Source organism: Streptomyces sp. STAM6 (assembly GCF_054963715.1).
This window is the reverse complement of the sequence record NZ_JBUEFZ010000064.1, coordinates 1-15,011: the sequence shown is the minus strand read 5'-3', so window position 1 is coordinate 15,011 and position 15,011 is coordinate 1. Positions and strand designations below refer to the sequence as shown.

The window sequence follows — 15,011 nt, the reverse complement described above, 5'->3', positions numbered from 1 at the left end:
GCCGACCGCTCCCCCGCAGGCCGCCGCGCCGCCCGCGGCGGAGAAACTGCCGCACGGCGTCCTCAAGTCGCTGCTCGGGGCGTGGGCGCTCGCCGCGTGCTCCGCCGAGGAGACGGCTGCCGTCGAGGCGCACCTGACCGAGTGCGCGCCCTGCGCGGACGAGGCCCTGCGGCTGCGGGACGCGGTGGGGCTGCTGCACCACGAGGGGGACCTGGACCTCGACCCGCTGCTGCGCTCCCGGGTGCTGGAGAACTGTCTGGGCCGTCGGCCCGCCCGTATCCCGGTGCCCGACTGGGCCGGTCCGTACGACGCGGAGACCGCCCGGCTGGACGCGCTGCTGCGGGACATCGGGGACTCCGAGTGGCACGCGCCGGTGCGGCTGAAGTGGTTCGAGGACGAGCAGCGGATGAGCCGCCGGACGACGGTGGCCGGGGTCATCGGCCATCTCCTCGCGGTAGACGGCCTGGTGAGCTCGGCGCTCGGGCTGGACGACCCGCTGTCCCCGAAGGTCCCCGGCAGGCCGCCCGGCCCGCCCGCGCCGGTCGTGCCCGCCGAGCGCACCGAGGCGTACTGGCGGAACGCGGACCACCCGCCCACGAGAACGGTCCGCGGACCGTGGCGCGAGCAGGCCCACTCCCTCGTCCGCACGGTCTCCTTCGCGGGCCGGGGCGTGGCCGAACTCTCCGTCTCGTACGGGAACTTCTCGCTGCCCCTGCGGGACTCGATGCTCGACCGGGCCTTCGAGTGCTGGGTCCACGCGGACGACATCGCGACGGCCGTCGACTATCCGTACGAGCCGCCCAGCGGCGCCCATCTGCACCGGATGATCGATCTGGCCGCCCGTGTTCTGCCGGGCAGGCTCGCCGGCCGGCGCCGCTCGGGGCTGGCGTCCCCGGCCCGCCGCCTGGTCACCGCCGGCTCCCCCGGCCGCTCGCTCCACCTGGAGGTCGAGGGCTCGGGCGGCGGCCACTGGTACATCGCCCTGGACTCCCCGGCCGCGGTCGGCTCGCAGGACCACGTGGTCGCCCAAGTCGCCCTGGACTCGGAGGAGTTCTGCCACTTGGTGGCGGGCCACGTCTCCCCGGAGGAAGCGGCGGCGGGCCAGGACGGCGACCGCGAGGCGATCAAGGACGTGCTGTGCGCGGCGGCTTCCCTGAGCCGCATGTAAGCACTTCCGGGGGCGGCCCCGCACCGTGGGGGCTCCGCCCCCACCCCCCCGTTCTGCGCGGGTTGCCCTCCGGGACCCGGCGCGCGCAGGGGCGCGGCGACACCACGCGCGGTGCCCGGCCCTGCGCGGCGACCGGGGAGAGCGCCGCCGATGCACCGAAGCAGGCGCTTCGCCCCTGCACCGTGCGCGAGACCGCCGCACTCGGGCAGACCCTGCCCTGCCTCGCGGCACGAAGGCGCCACGCGGCACAGCCCACCGCGCGTGGGCAATGCCCCGCTCGTGGGCGGACGCCCCCTCCGCCCGGGAGGCCCGGGGGTCTGACGGGGCCCTGTTCGCTGGGCTCCTGCCCGCAGGACTCCTGTTCCGCCGCACGAAGCCGCCACGCTCCAGGAGCGCCGGCGCCTTCGGCCTTCGGTATGGGGGCGTCCGGCCCGTGCGGCTTCCGCCCGCAGGGCGACCGCCCGCAGGGCGCCCGTCCGCGGCGCGAACCCGTCGGGCGCAGCAGCGGTGGGGCACCGGGGTCCGCCGGTCCGGACCGCGGGGTGGGGGCCGTGGGGACGTGCGCCCCTACGCGAAGACGACCGTGCGGCGCCCGTTCAGGAGGATGCGGCGTTCCGCGTGCCACTTCACCGCTCGGGCCAGCGCCTGGCACTCCACGTCGCGGCCGATCGCCACGAGCTGTTCGGGCGTGACCTCGTGGCCGACGCGCTCGACCTCCTGCTCGATGATCGGGCCCTCGTCGAGGTCGGCCGTCACGTAGTGGGCCGTCGCGCCGATCAGCTTCACGCCGCGGGCGTGCGCCTGGTGGTAGGGCTTGGCGCCCTTGAAGCTCGGCAGGAAGGAATGGTGGATGTTGATGATCCGGCCGCTCAGCTGCTTGCACAGATCGTCCGAGAGCACCTGCATGTACCGGGCCAGCACCACCAGCTCGACGTTCTCGCCGCGCACCAGCTCCAGCAGCTCCGCCTCGGCCTGCGACTTGGTGTCCTTCGTGACCGGAATGTGATGGAAGGGGATGTCGTAAGAGGCGACGAGTTCGGCGAAGTCGGTGTGGTTGGAGACCACGCCCACGATGTCGACGGGCAGCGCGCCGATCCGGGTGCGGAAGAGGAGATCGTTCAGGCAGTGCCCGAACTTCGACACCATCAGCACGACCCGCATGCGCTCGTCCGCGCGGTGGATCTGCCAGTCCATCGCGAAGGAGTCCCCCACCGCCGTGAAGCTGGCCCGCAGCTTGTCCACCGTCACGGGCGCCTCGGCCGAGAAGTGGACCCGCATGAAGAAGAGACCCGTGTCCCGGTCTCCGAACTGCTGACTGTCCTCGATGTTGCATCCCGTGATGAACAGGTAGCTCGACACGGCATGCACGATGCCCTGTTTGTCCGGGCAGGAGAGCGTGAGGACGTACTGGTCAGTCATCCTCGCAGGATGCCATATTCCCAGGGCACCGGCCCACGACGGTCCGTCAGGCGGACCTGGTCATGATCCGGAGCACGTCGAGCGAGCGCGGCGGCGCGTCCGGGTCCTCGCCGTCGTTGGTCGCGAGCCGCACATGGGCCTCGCGGGCCGCGCGGACCGCCTCCGGCCAGCCGTGGTGGCCCATGTAGGCCGAGACGGGTGCGTCCGCGCCGACCTGGTGCATGATGCGCAGCACCCGCAGCACGGCGACGTCCACCAGCGCGGCCTCGCCGGAGTCGCGGAATATCGTCCCGACGTACTTCTCGGCGGACCAGTTGTCCAGCCAGGTGTCCTCGACCAGCCGGTACACGGCGTCGGTGACGTCCCCGTACCCCTCGCGGCCGGCCAGCCAGTACTCCTGGTGGAATCCGGGGTCGGAGAGCATGTGCAGCGCCGAGCGCACATTGCAGCGCCAGCGCCACCAGGGCATGTCATTGAGCGGCATGCCGCCCATGGTGGAGGAGCGACGGCCGCGACGGGAAGAGTTCACCGAACTGGACACGTTTCGATCGTACGTTCCCCCGCACCGGGGCCCGCCCTGCCCCCGCAATTCACCTCGTCGTCACCCTGCGTTGAACAGTCCACACTCCCGCGTTACCCGTGAGCAGGAAGTGTGCGTGAGCATGACCGGTAACGGCAGGCGACGCATCCCTTCGTTCTCTCTCCGGGCCGCGACGGCGATCGCCGCGGCGTCCCTCCTCACCGGCTGCGGGGTGCTCCCTGGGGCCACGGGGGGCTCCAGGGAGCCCGTCACGGTGATGACATGGGCCCCTGAGGGCACTCGCGCGACCAATATGCCAGGAATGCCCGCCATGGCACAGGCATACGCCCGGTGGGTCAATTCCAAGGGCGGCATCGACGGCCATGAGCTGCGTGTCCTGACCTGCAACGAGAACAACGACGCGACCGGCGCCGCGGCCTGTGCCCGGCGGGCCGTGAAGGAGAACGTGGTCGCCGTCGTCGGCTCCTACAGCCAGTACGGCCGCGCCTTCATGGCACCGCTGGAGGCCGCCGGAATCCCGTACATCGGCGGCTACGGCATCTCCGAGGACGAATTCACCAGCTACCTCTCCTACCCGGTCAACGGCGGCCAGGCCGCACTGCTGGCCGGCAACGGCATGCAACTCGCCGACGCCTGCGAGCGCGTCTCGCTGGTCCGCCCCGACAACGTCACCGGAGACGACCTCCCCTATCTCCTCAACTCCGGCCTCAGGAACCGCAGCAGGGGATCCGCCGAGGACATCCCGGCCGCCGAGGACGCGGGCGAGTACACCAAGGAGGCCGAGCAGTCCCGGTGGCGGGCCGGCGACCGCGGCGGCTGCGTCACCGCCGCGCTCGGCGAGCGCACCGCCAACTTCTTCGACTCCTTCCGCCGGCTGCCCACCGACGGCCGCGATGTCAAGATCTCCTCGGTGCTCGGCAGCGTCGACCAGCCGCTCGTCGACCGCACCGGCGGACCGGACAGCCCCTTCGAGGGCGCGTACATCACCGGCTGGTACCCGGACGCCGGCGATTCCCGCTGGGACACGATGAAGCAGGTGATCCGGGAGCACGCCTTCAACGACAACCGGATCGACCCGGCCGACGCCGGCGTCCAGACGACCTGGATCGCGTACACCGTCCTCAAGCGGGCCGTCGAGGCGCTCGGCCAGGAGGAGATCACCGCCGGCATGGTCGCGCACGCCCTCGACCGCGGTGTCGAGGTGGACACCGGCGGCCTCACGCCCACCCTGCGCTGGCGCTACGAGGACATGCTCGGCACACCCGGCTTCCCCCGCATCGTCAACCAGGACGTGACCTTCCAGGTCGTGCGCAAGGGCCGGCTGGTGGCGCAGAAGGACGGCTTCGTGGACGTGGGCCAGACCCTGCGGGACGCCCCGTCCCTGTGACGGGCCCGGGCCGGGCCCACGGGAGGACCGGACCGAGCCCGGCCGGTCAGAGCTGGGCGGGCTGGCGCGCGGTCAGGCCGTACTTGGCGGCGATGCCGTTCCACAGGCGGGAGGCCTCCTGCTTGGCGGCCGTCGCCTCGCCACTGGCCACGGTCGCCTCCGCGGTCTGGCCCGTCGTGCGCGCCTTGCCGTTCTTGCAGCCCTTCTTGCCCTTGACCTGTGTCGCCCACGCCGCGTAGTGGTCGTCGGCCGAGGCGGACGCCTGCCACGCCTTGGTGAGCGCGGTGCTGAGCGCGGCATGGTCGGGCAGCTTGTCGACCGTCAGGCCCTCCAGCTTGGTGACCAGCCCGCGGCGCTGCGCGGCGGCGTCGCGCAGATCGGCGGCCGCCTGGTCCAGGTTCTGGCAGCGCTTGATGTTCTCCACGGAACGGATCACCGCGCCCCGGCTGTTGCCGCTCTCCGCGAGCAGCTTGTCGAGCTCCTCCGCCTGCGCCTTCGCCGGGTCGGGGGCCGGCGCCTCAGCGCTCGGGGTGGGCGAGGTGGCCGCGGCGACACTGGTGTTGTCGCCCTTTTTGTCGGTGTCGTCCCCACCGCTGAGCAGCGCGCCCGCACCGAGGCCGAGGACCGCGCAGCCGATGACGACGGCGGCGATCGCCGGCACCTTCGAGAACCTGCGCCGCGGCGGCTCGTCGTAGTCGTCCTGGTACGCCGCCTGCTGCGGCTGCCGGTACGGGGCCTGCGCCCGCGGCTGGGGCTGTCCGGGCGGTGTGATACGCGGCATCTGCTGCGTCGAGCCCGATTCGTCCCGGAAAAGGCTGTCGAACTCGGCGAGGGGCTGCCGCTCGTCGGGGCTGCCGGGACGGATGCCGTACGGCGCGCCGGCGGGCTGGGGCGGTACGGACTGGGCGGGAACGGGCGCGATGTACTGCGTCGCATCCGCGTCCGGCGCCGCCGGCGGCTGCTGCGGCTGGGACTGGTACTGCGGCTGCGGCTGCGGCTGCGGCTGCGGCTGCGGCTGCGGCTGCTGGACGAGCGGGCCGGTGCCGAGGAACCGCGTGGACTCGGCGGGGCTCTCGGCCGGGACCGTGCCGGACGGCATTGGGCCGGGTATCGGGCCGGGCCCGCCGGCGACCGGCGGTATGTACTGCGTGGCATCCGCGTCGGACACCCCTGGTACGGCCTCGGGAGGCAGCGGCTGCGCAACGCTCCCCGGCCCCGCACCGTGCGCCCCCTGCCGACCCTGAGCGCCGTGCTGACCCTGCACGCCCTGAGCACCCTGCGGGTACGGCCCCGACTGGTGCGGCAGCGGCTGGGCCTGCGCCTGCGGCTGCCCGTACTGGTGCCCGGGCAGCGGCTGGGCCTGCGGGACCTGCTGCTGCGGGTACGCGCCCGGCAGCGGCTGCGACGCGTACGCACCGGCGCCTGGCGGCTGCGGCTGCGGCTGCGACGGGTACGCCCCGGGCTGCTGCGGCTGCGACGGGTACGCCCCGGGCTGCTGCGGCTGCGACGGGTATGCCCCGGGCTGCTGCGGCTGCCCGGCCTGCGGACCCCAGGAGCCGCCCCACGGCTGCCCCCCGGCCGGCCCGGCGCCCGCACCCGGGGCGGCGCCCCAGGCCTGGCCGCCCTGCCCGCCATCGGCGGGCAGCACGACACCCTCGTGCGCGGGCCGCGCCGCCGGAGGATGCGGCTCCTGGCCCTGTCCGCTCTGCGTCACCGGGACTCCTACGTGTGTACCTACGGAATCGTCGGTTCACGCTACCGGGTGTATCAGGGGCCGCGCACACGTCTGTGGCGGCAGTAACAAGAACCATCCCCGCGACGCTGTTTCCCTCCCGCCGTGCGCCGGCCCCGACGGCCGGGACCGCGCGGCGGCCGCCCGCTGACGGCAACTCCCCTGCTTCCGGTTCCCGTTGACGACGGGCGACGGCCGGTTCAGGCAGCAGCCTGGAGCTCCAGGCGGGCGCCGAATTCCCGTACCGACGGTTCGTCCGCGTACGGCTCCAGCCGCTGCTGCAGGTCCTCCAGGTACTCGGCGCCCCGCGACGAGCGGAGTGTGCCGAGCAGTTCCACCGCGCGCGTCCCGGTGTGACAGGCCTGCTCCACCTCGCGCTGCTGCACCTGCGCCGTGGCCAGCAGCACCAGGTCGATCGCCCGGCGCCGGGCCCGGGTGCCCGGGTGCCCCTCCAGGGACTCCGTCGCCGCCCTTGCCGCGGCCCCTGCCTGACCCAAGTCGCGGTAGCAGTGAGCCAGTTCGTCGGAGAGGTACGCGTGGTCGAAGTGGGCGATCCACGCCGGGTCGTCACCCGACTCCGGGTCGGCCCGGTCCATCGCCGCGACCGCCCGGTCGGCGACCTCCTGACAGGTGCGTCCGTCACCGAGCAGCGCGTGCCCCCGGGCCTCGGCGGCGAGGAACATCGCCTCCGCCCTCGGGGTGACCTGTCCGCGGGCCCCTTCCTGGGCCGCGCGCGCCAACTGGGCGATCTCCCGGGGGTTGCCGAGCTGCGCCGCGAGGTGGCTCATGGAGGCGGCCAGCACGTACCCGCCGTACGCCCGGTCCCCGGCCGCCTGCGCGAGGCGCAATGCCTGGATGTAGTACCGCTGGGCGAGGCCCGGTTGGCCGGTGTCGACGGCCATGTACCCGGCGAGTTCGGTCAGTCGGGCGACGGCGGCGAACAGCCGGCGCCCCACCGTGTCCCGGTACGAGCCGGACAGCAGCCCCGAGACCACGCTGTTGAGGTAGTGCACGACGACGGGCCGCACATGGCCGCTGCCGAAGCGGTGGTCCAGTTGCACGAGCGCCTCGGTCATCGCCCGGACCGCCTCGACGTCCGACTCCCCCACCCTGGCCCCGGCCTGCCGGGCCACCTGCGCGTCGGCGCCCGTGATCAGCCAGTCCCGGCTCGGCTCGACCAGCGCGGACGCGGCCACCGTCGAGCCGGACAGGAAGTCCCGCCTGCCCACGTCGCTGCGCCACAGCTCGCAGACCTGCTCGATCGCGCCCAGCACGGTCGGCGAGAACTGCAGGCCGACGCCGGAGGCCAGGTTCTTGCCGTTCGCCATGCCGATCTCGTCGATGGTGACGGTGCGGCCGAGCTTGCGGCCCAGCGCCTCGGCGATGATCCCCGGTGCCCGGCCGCGCGGCTGCTGCCCGCGCAGCCAGCGGGCGACGGACGTCTTGTCGTAGCGCAGGTCGAGGCCGCGCTCGGACCCGACCATGTTGACGCGGCGGGCGAGCCCGGCGTTGGAGCATCCTGCTTCCTGGATGAGCGCCTGCAGTCGTTCGTTCGGCTGACGGGCGACGAGCGGCCTCGCTGCCATGACCTACCCCCTGTTGCCGCGGTGATCAGTCAGTTGATCACTGCCCGGCTGATATGTGAAGAATGCAGAAGTTGGTGCTGGAATGCCGAAACATCATGCAATTCCGGGGAACCTTCGCATTGATACCTCCCCGACAGTGGCTACCCGCCCACCGCTCTCGGCCCTCGCGCGCGCCCCCACCCGTGCACCGATGCGCCCGATTGCGGAATCGATGCTCCTCGGCCTCCCCTCCCGCGCCCCGTAACCCCGGATGGGCGCGGGAGTTGTGCTGACCGTGGAAGACACCATCGGAGTCACGGAAGCCGCACAGATCCCCAAGCAGCGGGGCGAACAGCTGCTGGACAGCGCCGTGCGGTATGCGGAAGACCGGCACTGGGACGTGTTCCCCGGCACCTGGCTGGAGGCGGTGGACGGCATGGAGCGGTGCTCCTGCGGTGACACCGCGTGCCGTGCGCCGGGCGCACACCCGGCCCGGCCGGACTGGGCGACACAGGCGACCGGCAGCGCGGTCGCCGCGCGGCGGCTGTGGGGGAAGCAGCCGAAGGCGTCGATCCTGCTGCCGACGGGCCGTACGTTCGACGCGCTGGACGTCCCGGAGTCGGCGGGCTTCCTGGCGCTGGCGCGGATGGAGCGGATGGACCTGACACTGGGCCCGGTGACCTGGACCCCGGACCGCCGGATGATGTTCTTCGTGCTGCCGGGCGCCGCGGCGAAGGTGGCCGATCTGGTGCGCAAGCTGGGCTGGGCCCCGAGCGGCATCGATCTGGTGGCACGCGGCGAGGGGCATTACGTGGCGGCGCCCCCGACCCGGGTGGGCGGGCAGGGCGCGGTGCAGTGGGCCTGCCGCCCCACGCCGGCGAACCGCTGGCTGCCGGACGCCGAGGAGCTGATCAGCCCGCTGGCGTACGCGTGCGGGCGCGAGGCCGCCTCCGCCCGGGGCCGCCTGGCCTGAGCGCCGCTTCCGGATCACGCCTCCGTACGCTGTCCCCCGAAGTGACGGGGACGACGGAAGGCAATGACCATGCCGGACCAGCACGTTGATGACGTGGCGGGTGGAGCGCCGGGCACGGCGCCGCCCGCCGTTCGTGTGCAAGGCCTGTGGAAACGATTCGGCGAGCAGGTCGCGGTCGCCGGCGTCGATCTGACGCTTCCGGCCGGCCGGTTCATCGGGCTCGTGGGCCCGAACGGGGCGGGGAAGACCACGACGCTCTCCATGGTGACGGGCCTGCTGCGGCCCGATCAGGGCCGGGTCGAGGTGGCCGGGCACGACGTGTGGCGCGACCCGACCGAGGTGAAGGCACGGATCGGCGTGCTGCCGGAGGGGCTCCGGCTGTTCGAGCGGTTGTCCGGCCGGGAGCTGCTGCAGTACACCGGACGGCTGCGGGGGCTGCCCGGTGACGAGGTCGACAAGCGGGCCGCACAGCTGCTGGACGTGCTGGATCTGGCCGGGTCGCAGGACAAGCTGGTGGTCGACTACTCGACCGGTATGCGCAAGAAGATCGGCCTGGCCGCCGCGCTGCTCCACAATCCCGAAGTGCTCTTCCTCGACGAGCCGTTCGAGGGCGTCGACCCGGTGTCGGCGCAGACGATCCGCGGGGTGCTGGAGCGGTACACCGCTTCCGGTGCCACGGTCGTCTTCTCCAGCCATGTGATGGAGCTCGTGGAGTCGCTGTGCGACTGGGTGGCGGTCATGGCCGCGGGCCGTATCCGGGCCCAGGGCACGCTGGCCGAGGTGCGGGGCGGTGCCCCGTCGCTGCAGAGCGCGTTCCTGGAACTCGTGGGTGCGCAGGGCCGGGACACCGGTGAGTCGCTGGACTGGCTGGGCGGTGGGCGGTGAGCGGGGAGGCGCTGACCCCGGTCTTCGTACGGCTGAAGCTGTCGCTGCTGCGCAACGGGCTTCGGCAGTCGGCGGGGCGGACGGCCGCCTTCGTCACGTCCGTGGTGCTGACGCTGCTGTTCGCCGCGGGTGTGCTGCTGGGGCTCCTGCTGCTGCGGGGCGAGGTGCACGCGGGTGCGCTCATGGTGCTGCTGACGGGGGTGCTGGCGGTCGGCTGGGCGGTGATGCCGCTGTTCTTCCCGAGCGGGGACGAGACGCTCGACCCGACGCGGCTGGTGATGCTGCCGCTGCGTCCCGGGCCGCTGGTGCGGGCGCTGCTGGTGGCGTCGCTGGTGGGCATCGGACCGCTGTTCACGCTCTGCCTGGCGCTCGGTTCGGGCCTGGCCCTGGCCCACGGCGCGGCCGCGGTGGTGGTGGCCGTGGCCGCCGTACCGCTGGTGGTGCTGGTGTGCGTGGCGCTGGCACGGGCGGTCGCGGCGGCCAACATCCGGCTGCTGACGTCCCGCAAGGGGCGGGACCTGGCGGTGCTGAGCGGTCTGCTGATCGCGGTGGGCATCCAGGTCGTCAACTTCGGTGCGCAGCGGCTCGGGCGGTCGGGCGGGCTCGCCGCGCTGGAGCCGGCGGCGGATGTGGTGCGGTGGATTCCACCGGCGTCGGCGATCGGCGCGGTGGACGCGGCGAGCGAGGGCGCGTACGGCGAGGCGGTGGCCGGCCTGCTGCTCGCGGCCGCTGCCCTGGTAGTGCTGGTGTACGTGTGGCAGCGGAGCCTGGTGCGGCTGATGACCACCCCGGACGGTTCGACGCTGGCGGCGGCCGCGAGCCCTACGCGGCGGCGCTCGTCGTCGGGCGGGAGCCGGCTGTGGCCGGAGGGCCGGACGGGCACGGTGATGCAGCGCAGCCTGCGGTACATGGCGCGGGACCCGAAGACCAAGGCGGCCTGGGTGACATCACTGGCGATCGGTCTGATCGTGCCGCTGTTCAACGCCCTCCAGGGCACGGGTTCGATCTACTTCGCGTGCTTCGCCGCGGGGATGCTCGGCATCCAGATGTACAACCAGTTCGGCCAGGACACCTCGTCGTTCTGGATGGTCGCGATGACGATCTCGTCGACGCGGGACGCCGGGGCGGAGCTGCGGGCGCGGGCCTTCGCGCTGCTGGTCGTCACCCTGCCGTACGTGGTGTTCGTGACGGTGCTGACGGCGGCGGTCCTCGGTGACTGGCGGCGGCTCCCGGAGGCGCTGGGGCTCTCGCTCGGGGTCCTGGGCGCGATGCTGGGGACGGGGGCCATGACATCGGCCCACTTCCCCTACTCGATCCCGCAGGACAGCGCGTACAAGAACGTGGCGCCCGGTCAGGGAGCCCTGGCCTGGATGTCCTTCGTGGGCGGGATGGTTGCGGGCGCGGTGCTCTGCGCGCCGCTCATCGCCCTCACGGTCTGGGCCCAGGTCGCGGACGCCGGCATGTCGTGGCGGCTGGCGCTGATGGTGCTGGGCGCGGCGTGGGGTGCGCTGGTCGCGTGGGCGGGCGTGCGGCTGGCGGCGCCGCGGACGGCGGCGCGGCTGCCGGAGATCCTCGCGGCGGTGAGCAAGGGCTGACGGCACAACTCCACGCACCGCTGGGGCATTTGACATGCACATTGAGCCACCTGGTAGGTTCCGGCCACGCTTCGGCCACCGGCTGAACGAACGAGGGGAACCACAACCCATGAGCAAGCTGCGCAAGGTGATGACCACCGGGGCACTCACGATGACCGCCGTCATGACGGTCGGCGTCGCCACCGCGGAGGCCGCACCGGTGTACTGGAACTACCACCGCACCAGCGCGTGTGACAGCGGCTACCGCTCGAAGGCCAGCTTCGACGCCTACGGCGAGGTCTTCAAGATCTACGACTCCTGCAAGGACGGCATGGCCGCGGTGCTTCAGGTCCGCTACCCGAGCGGTAGCGTCTGGACGTACTACCACCGCGGTGGCTCCGGTACGTCCTCGACCCACGACCTGAGCTTCGGCGAGGGCGAGCAGATCACCTTCCGCGCCTGCGCGGAGTTCGGCCCGGACGACGTCCGCTGCGGTCAGGACGGCTGGACGACCGCGACCGCGTAATCACGCGAGGGCGGCCGGACGATTCGCGCCGTGCGGCACTTCACCACCGTGGAGGACCGCACGGCGCTCGCGCGTCATGGCGACGGCACGCTCTCCAGGAACGGTTCGATCGCTCGGCGCCAGGCCTCCGGCTGGTCGTAGTGGACGAGGTGCCCGGCGTCCGCCACCTCCGCGTACTGCCCCCGGGGCAGGACGCGGACCATTTCCTGGGCCTCCGCCCGGCCCAGCTCCCCGTCGAGCCCGCGGACGACGAGTGTGGGGCAGGTGACCTGGGCGAGCGAGTCCCAGTGGGCGTCGTGCACCCATGTCTCGCGCGAAACGAGCATCTGGCGGCGGGAGAAGACGGGGCGCCAGCCGTCGGCACGCTCGGCCATCACCTCGGCGTAGAACTCGCCGCGCGCGGGGCTGGGGCGCTCCAGCCGGGGGTCGTCCTCGCCGAACCACTTGCGGACGTCGGCGAGGGTGGCGAACGGGACGGGCCAGGTGTGGAACCACTCCTCCCACTCCCGCTGGGACGCGGCGCCGAGCGCGGACGCCCGCATGTCGCAGATGACGAGGGCACGGACGAGGTCGGGGCGCTCGGCGGCGAGCTGCCAGGCGGTCAGGGCGCCCATGGAGTGGCCGATGAGGACGACGGGGGCGAGCCCGAGTTGCTCGACCGCCGCCGCGGCGTCCGAGACATATGCCTCGCGGGTGAAGGGGCCTTCGGCCGGCTTGTCGCTGCGGCCGTGCCCGCGCTGGTCCAGGGCGACCGGCCGGTGCCGCTCGGCGAGCCAGCGGGCGGTGGACGCCCAGTGCGCGGCGCGGCCCATCAGCCCGTGGAGGAGTAAGACGCCGGGTGAGCGCTCGGTCTCGCCGCCGTGGCCGGCCGCCTTGGGCGGGTCGGTGAACTCCCATGCCGCGAGGCGTACGCCGTCGGCGCCGGTCAGGTCGATACGTCGCACCATCTGTCCTGGCACCCCCTTCTGTCCACGTCGAGCTGCCACACGTCGAACGAGCCCCGTCAGACTATCGAACCCATATTCGAAAACAGGGTTCTCTCCGGCAACACCGCTCGTACGAGTGACGCGACGCAAGGGTTGACGTCCGTCGTCGAGGGGAGATCTTCAACGGGAGGCGGGCCGCTCGGGGAAATCGGTCCGAGGGGGACGACCCTGGGAGCTCGGGGCTCCGGGTCAGCACAGGGGAGGACAGGCCCCGGCGCCGATGGGCGCCGGGGCCCTCTGTGTGCGGGGGCACGGGCGCGAGTGTCGGGCGCATCAACCTGCTCCCTCCCGGGCGCGGAGCCGCATCCCGCGCCCTCAGGTCATATGCAGTGAGCCAAGACTGGCACGGGATCGGCGCGTCCGCTGCCATTCCGTACGGAAACGGCACCCGGTCCGCCGCCGGACCGGGTGTACCACCGAAAGGGGGAAGGCTCAGCGCTTGGCCACGAAGACATGGGACGCGATCTCCGCGCCCAGCTCCGCCGCCTCGCCACTGCTGCCGACGAGCACGCCGCCCGCCGACTCCGTGACACTCACCACCGAGCCGGGCTGCACGCCCGCGCGGCGCAGCGTGTACATCAGCTGGGCGTCGGTCTGGATCGGCTCGCCGATGCGGCGGACCACCACGGTCTTGCCCTCCGGGCCCGCGTCGAGCTCGGACAGCGCCACCATGCTCTCGTCGAGGAACGCCTCCGCCTCGGCCTTCTCTCCCAGCTCCTCCAGACCCGGGATGGGGTTGCCGTACGGCGACTCGGTGGGGTGGCGCAGGAGCTCCAGGACGCGGCGCTCCACCGCCTCGCTCATCACGTGCTCCCAGCGACAGGCCTCGGCGTGGACCTGCTCCCACTCCAGGCCGATCACGTCCACCAGCAGGCACTCGGCCAGCCGGTGCTTGCGCATGACGCGCGTGGCCAGGCGGCGACCCTCGTCGGTGAGCTCCAGGTGCCGGTCGCCGGCGACGGTCACCAGACCGTCGCGCTCCATGCGCGCGACCGTCTGGCTGACGGTCGGCCCGCTCTGGTCCAGCCGCTCGGCGATGCGGGCCCGCATGGGCACCACACCTTCTTCTTCGAGCTCGAGGATGGTGCGGAGGTACATCTCCGTGGTGTCGATCAGTCCGGACATACGTGCCCCTCGATGCTGTGGTGATTCAAAAGAATCGTGCGCTGGCCCTGTCCCAATTCTTGCGCATCCCGCCGACAAGCATCCCGCACCCGCCACGGGTCGGTATTGACAGAGCAATGGTCCAGACCGCAACGTGATCCGCGACACGGTGGCGACACAGCACGAAACCATCAGAAGACGACGAAAAGGGGCATCGGCGATGGGCGACAGCGAGCTGGCCGGTCGGTTCTTCGACGCCGCCATCGGCCTGCTGCGGCAGGTCCGCGACGAGGAGGCCGCGAACGTCGCCGCCGCCGGCGAGGTGCTCGCCGACGCCGTCGCCACGGGCGGCCGGCTGTTCGCCTTCGGCGCCGGGCACTCCTCCCTCGCCGCCCAGGACGTGGTCTACCGGGCCGGCGGCCTCGCGCTCATGAACCTGCTCGCCGTCCCCGGGGTCGTCGGCGTCGACGTCATGCCCGCGACGCTCGGCTCGGCCCTGGAACGGGTCGACGGCCTGGCGGGCGCCGTGCTCGACTCCTCACCGGCCAGGGCCGGCGACGTGCTGATCATCGTCTCCCTCTCCGGGCGCAACGCCCTGCCCGTCGAGATGGCGATGAACGCCCGCGCCCTCGGTCTCAAGGTCATCGGCGTGACGTCCGTGGCGTACGCGGAGGAGACCAAGTCCCGGCACGTCTCGGGCACCTTCCTGAAGGACCACTGCGACATCGTCCTGGACTCCAAAATCGCGGTGGGCGACGCGGAGTTGACCCACGAGGGCGTCGAGGCGCCGTTCGCGCCCGCCTCCACGGTCGTCACGAGCGCGCTGATGCAGGCGACCATGGCCGCAGCGACCGAGGCCCTCGTCGCCCGCGGGATCGAACCGCCCCTGCTGCGCTCGGGAAACGTCGACGGCGGCCACGAGTGGAACGGCCGCGTGATGAGCGAGTACGCGGACCGGATCTTCTTCCGCCACTGAGCGGCGCCTTCCACCGCCGGCCGGGCGCGGGTGCGGTGCCTGCCGGTGAGTTGGGCTGCCCGCGGTCCCGGGCGCGGGTGCGGTGCCTGCCGGGGGTAGGCCTGCCCGCGGTCCCGGGCGCGGGTGCGGTGCCTGCCGGCGAGTTGGGCTGCCCGCGGTCCCGGGCGCGGGTGCG

At 72.7% G+C, this 15,011-nt stretch carries 14 protein-coding genes; 8 read left to right on the top strand and 6 right to left on the bottom strand.

Annotated features, from left to right (window positions below):
* A partial coding sequence (locus ACY34K_RS33300; RefSeq protein WP_462753913.1) for a maleylpyruvate isomerase N-terminal domain-containing protein occupies nucleotides 1–1,168 on the top strand: 1,168 nt, incomplete at its 5' end.
* Nucleotides 1,169–1,735: 567 nt separating this feature from the next.
* Here ACY34K_RS33300 and purU read toward each other — a convergent pair.
* Nucleotides 1,736–2,587 (bottom strand): formyltetrahydrofolate deformylase, encoded by an 852-nt coding sequence (gene purU, locus ACY34K_RS33295; RefSeq protein WP_462753911.1) that lies wholly within the window; start codon nucleotides 2,585–2,587, stop codon nucleotides 1,736–1,738.
* Nucleotides 2,588–2,633: 46 nt separating this feature from the next.
* On the bottom strand, nucleotides 2,634–3,080 hold the full coding sequence (locus tag ACY34K_RS33290; RefSeq protein ID WP_462753917.1) for an SCO4402 family protein: 447 nt from the start codon (nucleotides 3,078–3,080) through the stop codon (nucleotides 2,634–2,636).
* 169 nt (nucleotides 3,081–3,249) lie between these two features.
* Between ACY34K_RS33290 and ACY34K_RS33285 the strand changes: the two genes are divergently transcribed.
* Entirely contained in the window at nucleotides 3,250–4,515 is a 1,266-nt protein-coding gene (locus ACY34K_RS33285) for an ABC transporter substrate-binding protein (RefSeq protein ID WP_462753915.1), read from the top strand.
* 46 nt (nucleotides 4,516–4,561) lie between these two features.
* Here the strand turns inward: ACY34K_RS33285 and ACY34K_RS33280 are convergent, their stop codons facing one another.
* Nucleotides 4,562–5,614 carry a hypothetical protein gene (locus ACY34K_RS33280; RefSeq protein ID WP_462753909.1) on the bottom strand — a complete coding sequence of 351 codons (1,053 nt, stop codon included), beginning with the start codon at nucleotides 5,612–5,614 and terminating at the stop codon, nucleotides 4,562–4,564.
* Nucleotides 5,615–5,764: 150 nt separating this feature from the next.
* Here ACY34K_RS33280 and ACY34K_RS33275 point away from each other — a divergent pair, with 150 nt between their 5' ends.
* Nucleotides 5,765–6,316, top strand: coding sequence for a hypothetical protein (locus ACY34K_RS33275; protein WP_462753908.1), 552 nt, complete (start codon nucleotides 5,765–5,767; stop codon nucleotides 6,314–6,316).
* A gap of 131 nt (nucleotides 6,317–6,447) precedes the next feature.
* On the opposite strand, the gene ACY34K_RS33270 is transcribed toward ACY34K_RS33275, so the two are convergent.
* Entirely contained in the window at nucleotides 6,448–7,833 is a 1,386-nt protein-coding gene (locus ACY34K_RS33270; RefSeq protein ID WP_462753906.1) for a transcriptional regulator, read from the bottom strand.
* A gap of 265 nt (nucleotides 7,834–8,098) precedes the next feature.
* Between ACY34K_RS33270 and ACY34K_RS33265 the strand changes: the two genes are divergently transcribed.
* The 4 genes from ACY34K_RS33265 to ACY34K_RS33250 all read left to right on the top strand — a co-directional run bounded on the left by ACY34K_RS33265 (nucleotide 8,099) and on the right by ACY34K_RS33250 (nucleotide 11,770).
* Complete coding sequence (locus ACY34K_RS33265) at nucleotides 8,099–8,785, top strand: bifunctional DNA primase/polymerase (RefSeq protein WP_462753904.1); 687 nt, start codon at nucleotides 8,099–8,101, stop codon at nucleotides 8,783–8,785.
* Between the two features lie 69 nt (nucleotides 8,786–8,854).
* On the top strand, nucleotides 8,855–9,670 hold the full coding sequence (locus ACY34K_RS33260; RefSeq protein WP_462753902.1) for an ABC transporter ATP-binding protein: 816 nt from the start codon (nucleotides 8,855–8,857) through the stop codon (nucleotides 9,668–9,670).
* Complete coding sequence (locus tag ACY34K_RS33255; protein ID WP_462753900.1) at nucleotides 9,667–11,265, top strand: transporter; 1,599 nt, start codon at nucleotides 9,667–9,669, stop codon at nucleotides 11,263–11,265. Before ACY34K_RS33260 ends, ACY34K_RS33255 begins: the two co-directional genes overlap by 4 nt.
* Nucleotides 11,266–11,374: 109 nt before the next feature.
* Nucleotides 11,375–11,770: a hypothetical protein gene (locus ACY34K_RS33250; RefSeq protein ID WP_462753898.1), complete on the top strand. Its 396-nt coding sequence runs from the start codon at nucleotides 11,375–11,377 to the stop codon at nucleotides 11,768–11,770.
* A 74-nt stretch (nucleotides 11,771–11,844) separates the two neighbouring features.
* On the opposite strand, the gene ACY34K_RS33245 is transcribed toward ACY34K_RS33250, so the two are convergent.
* Both ACY34K_RS33245 and ACY34K_RS33240 read right to left on the bottom strand, forming a co-directional pair.
* On the bottom strand, nucleotides 11,845–12,717 hold the full coding sequence (locus ACY34K_RS33245; protein ID WP_462753896.1) for an alpha/beta fold hydrolase: 873 nt from the start codon (nucleotides 12,715–12,717) through the stop codon (nucleotides 11,845–11,847).
* Between the two features lie 471 nt (nucleotides 12,718–13,188).
* On the bottom strand, nucleotides 13,189–13,881 hold the full coding sequence (locus ACY34K_RS33240; RefSeq protein ID WP_462753894.1) for a metal-dependent transcriptional regulator: 693 nt from the start codon (nucleotides 13,879–13,881) through the stop codon (nucleotides 13,189–13,191).
* A gap of 199 nt (nucleotides 13,882–14,080) precedes the next feature.
* Between ACY34K_RS33240 and ACY34K_RS33235 the strand changes: the two genes are divergently transcribed.
* Nucleotides 14,081–14,836, top strand: coding sequence for an SIS domain-containing protein (locus ACY34K_RS33235; protein ID WP_462753892.1), 756 nt, complete (start codon nucleotides 14,081–14,083; stop codon nucleotides 14,834–14,836).
* Nucleotides 14,837–15,011 lie beyond the last annotated feature (175 nt).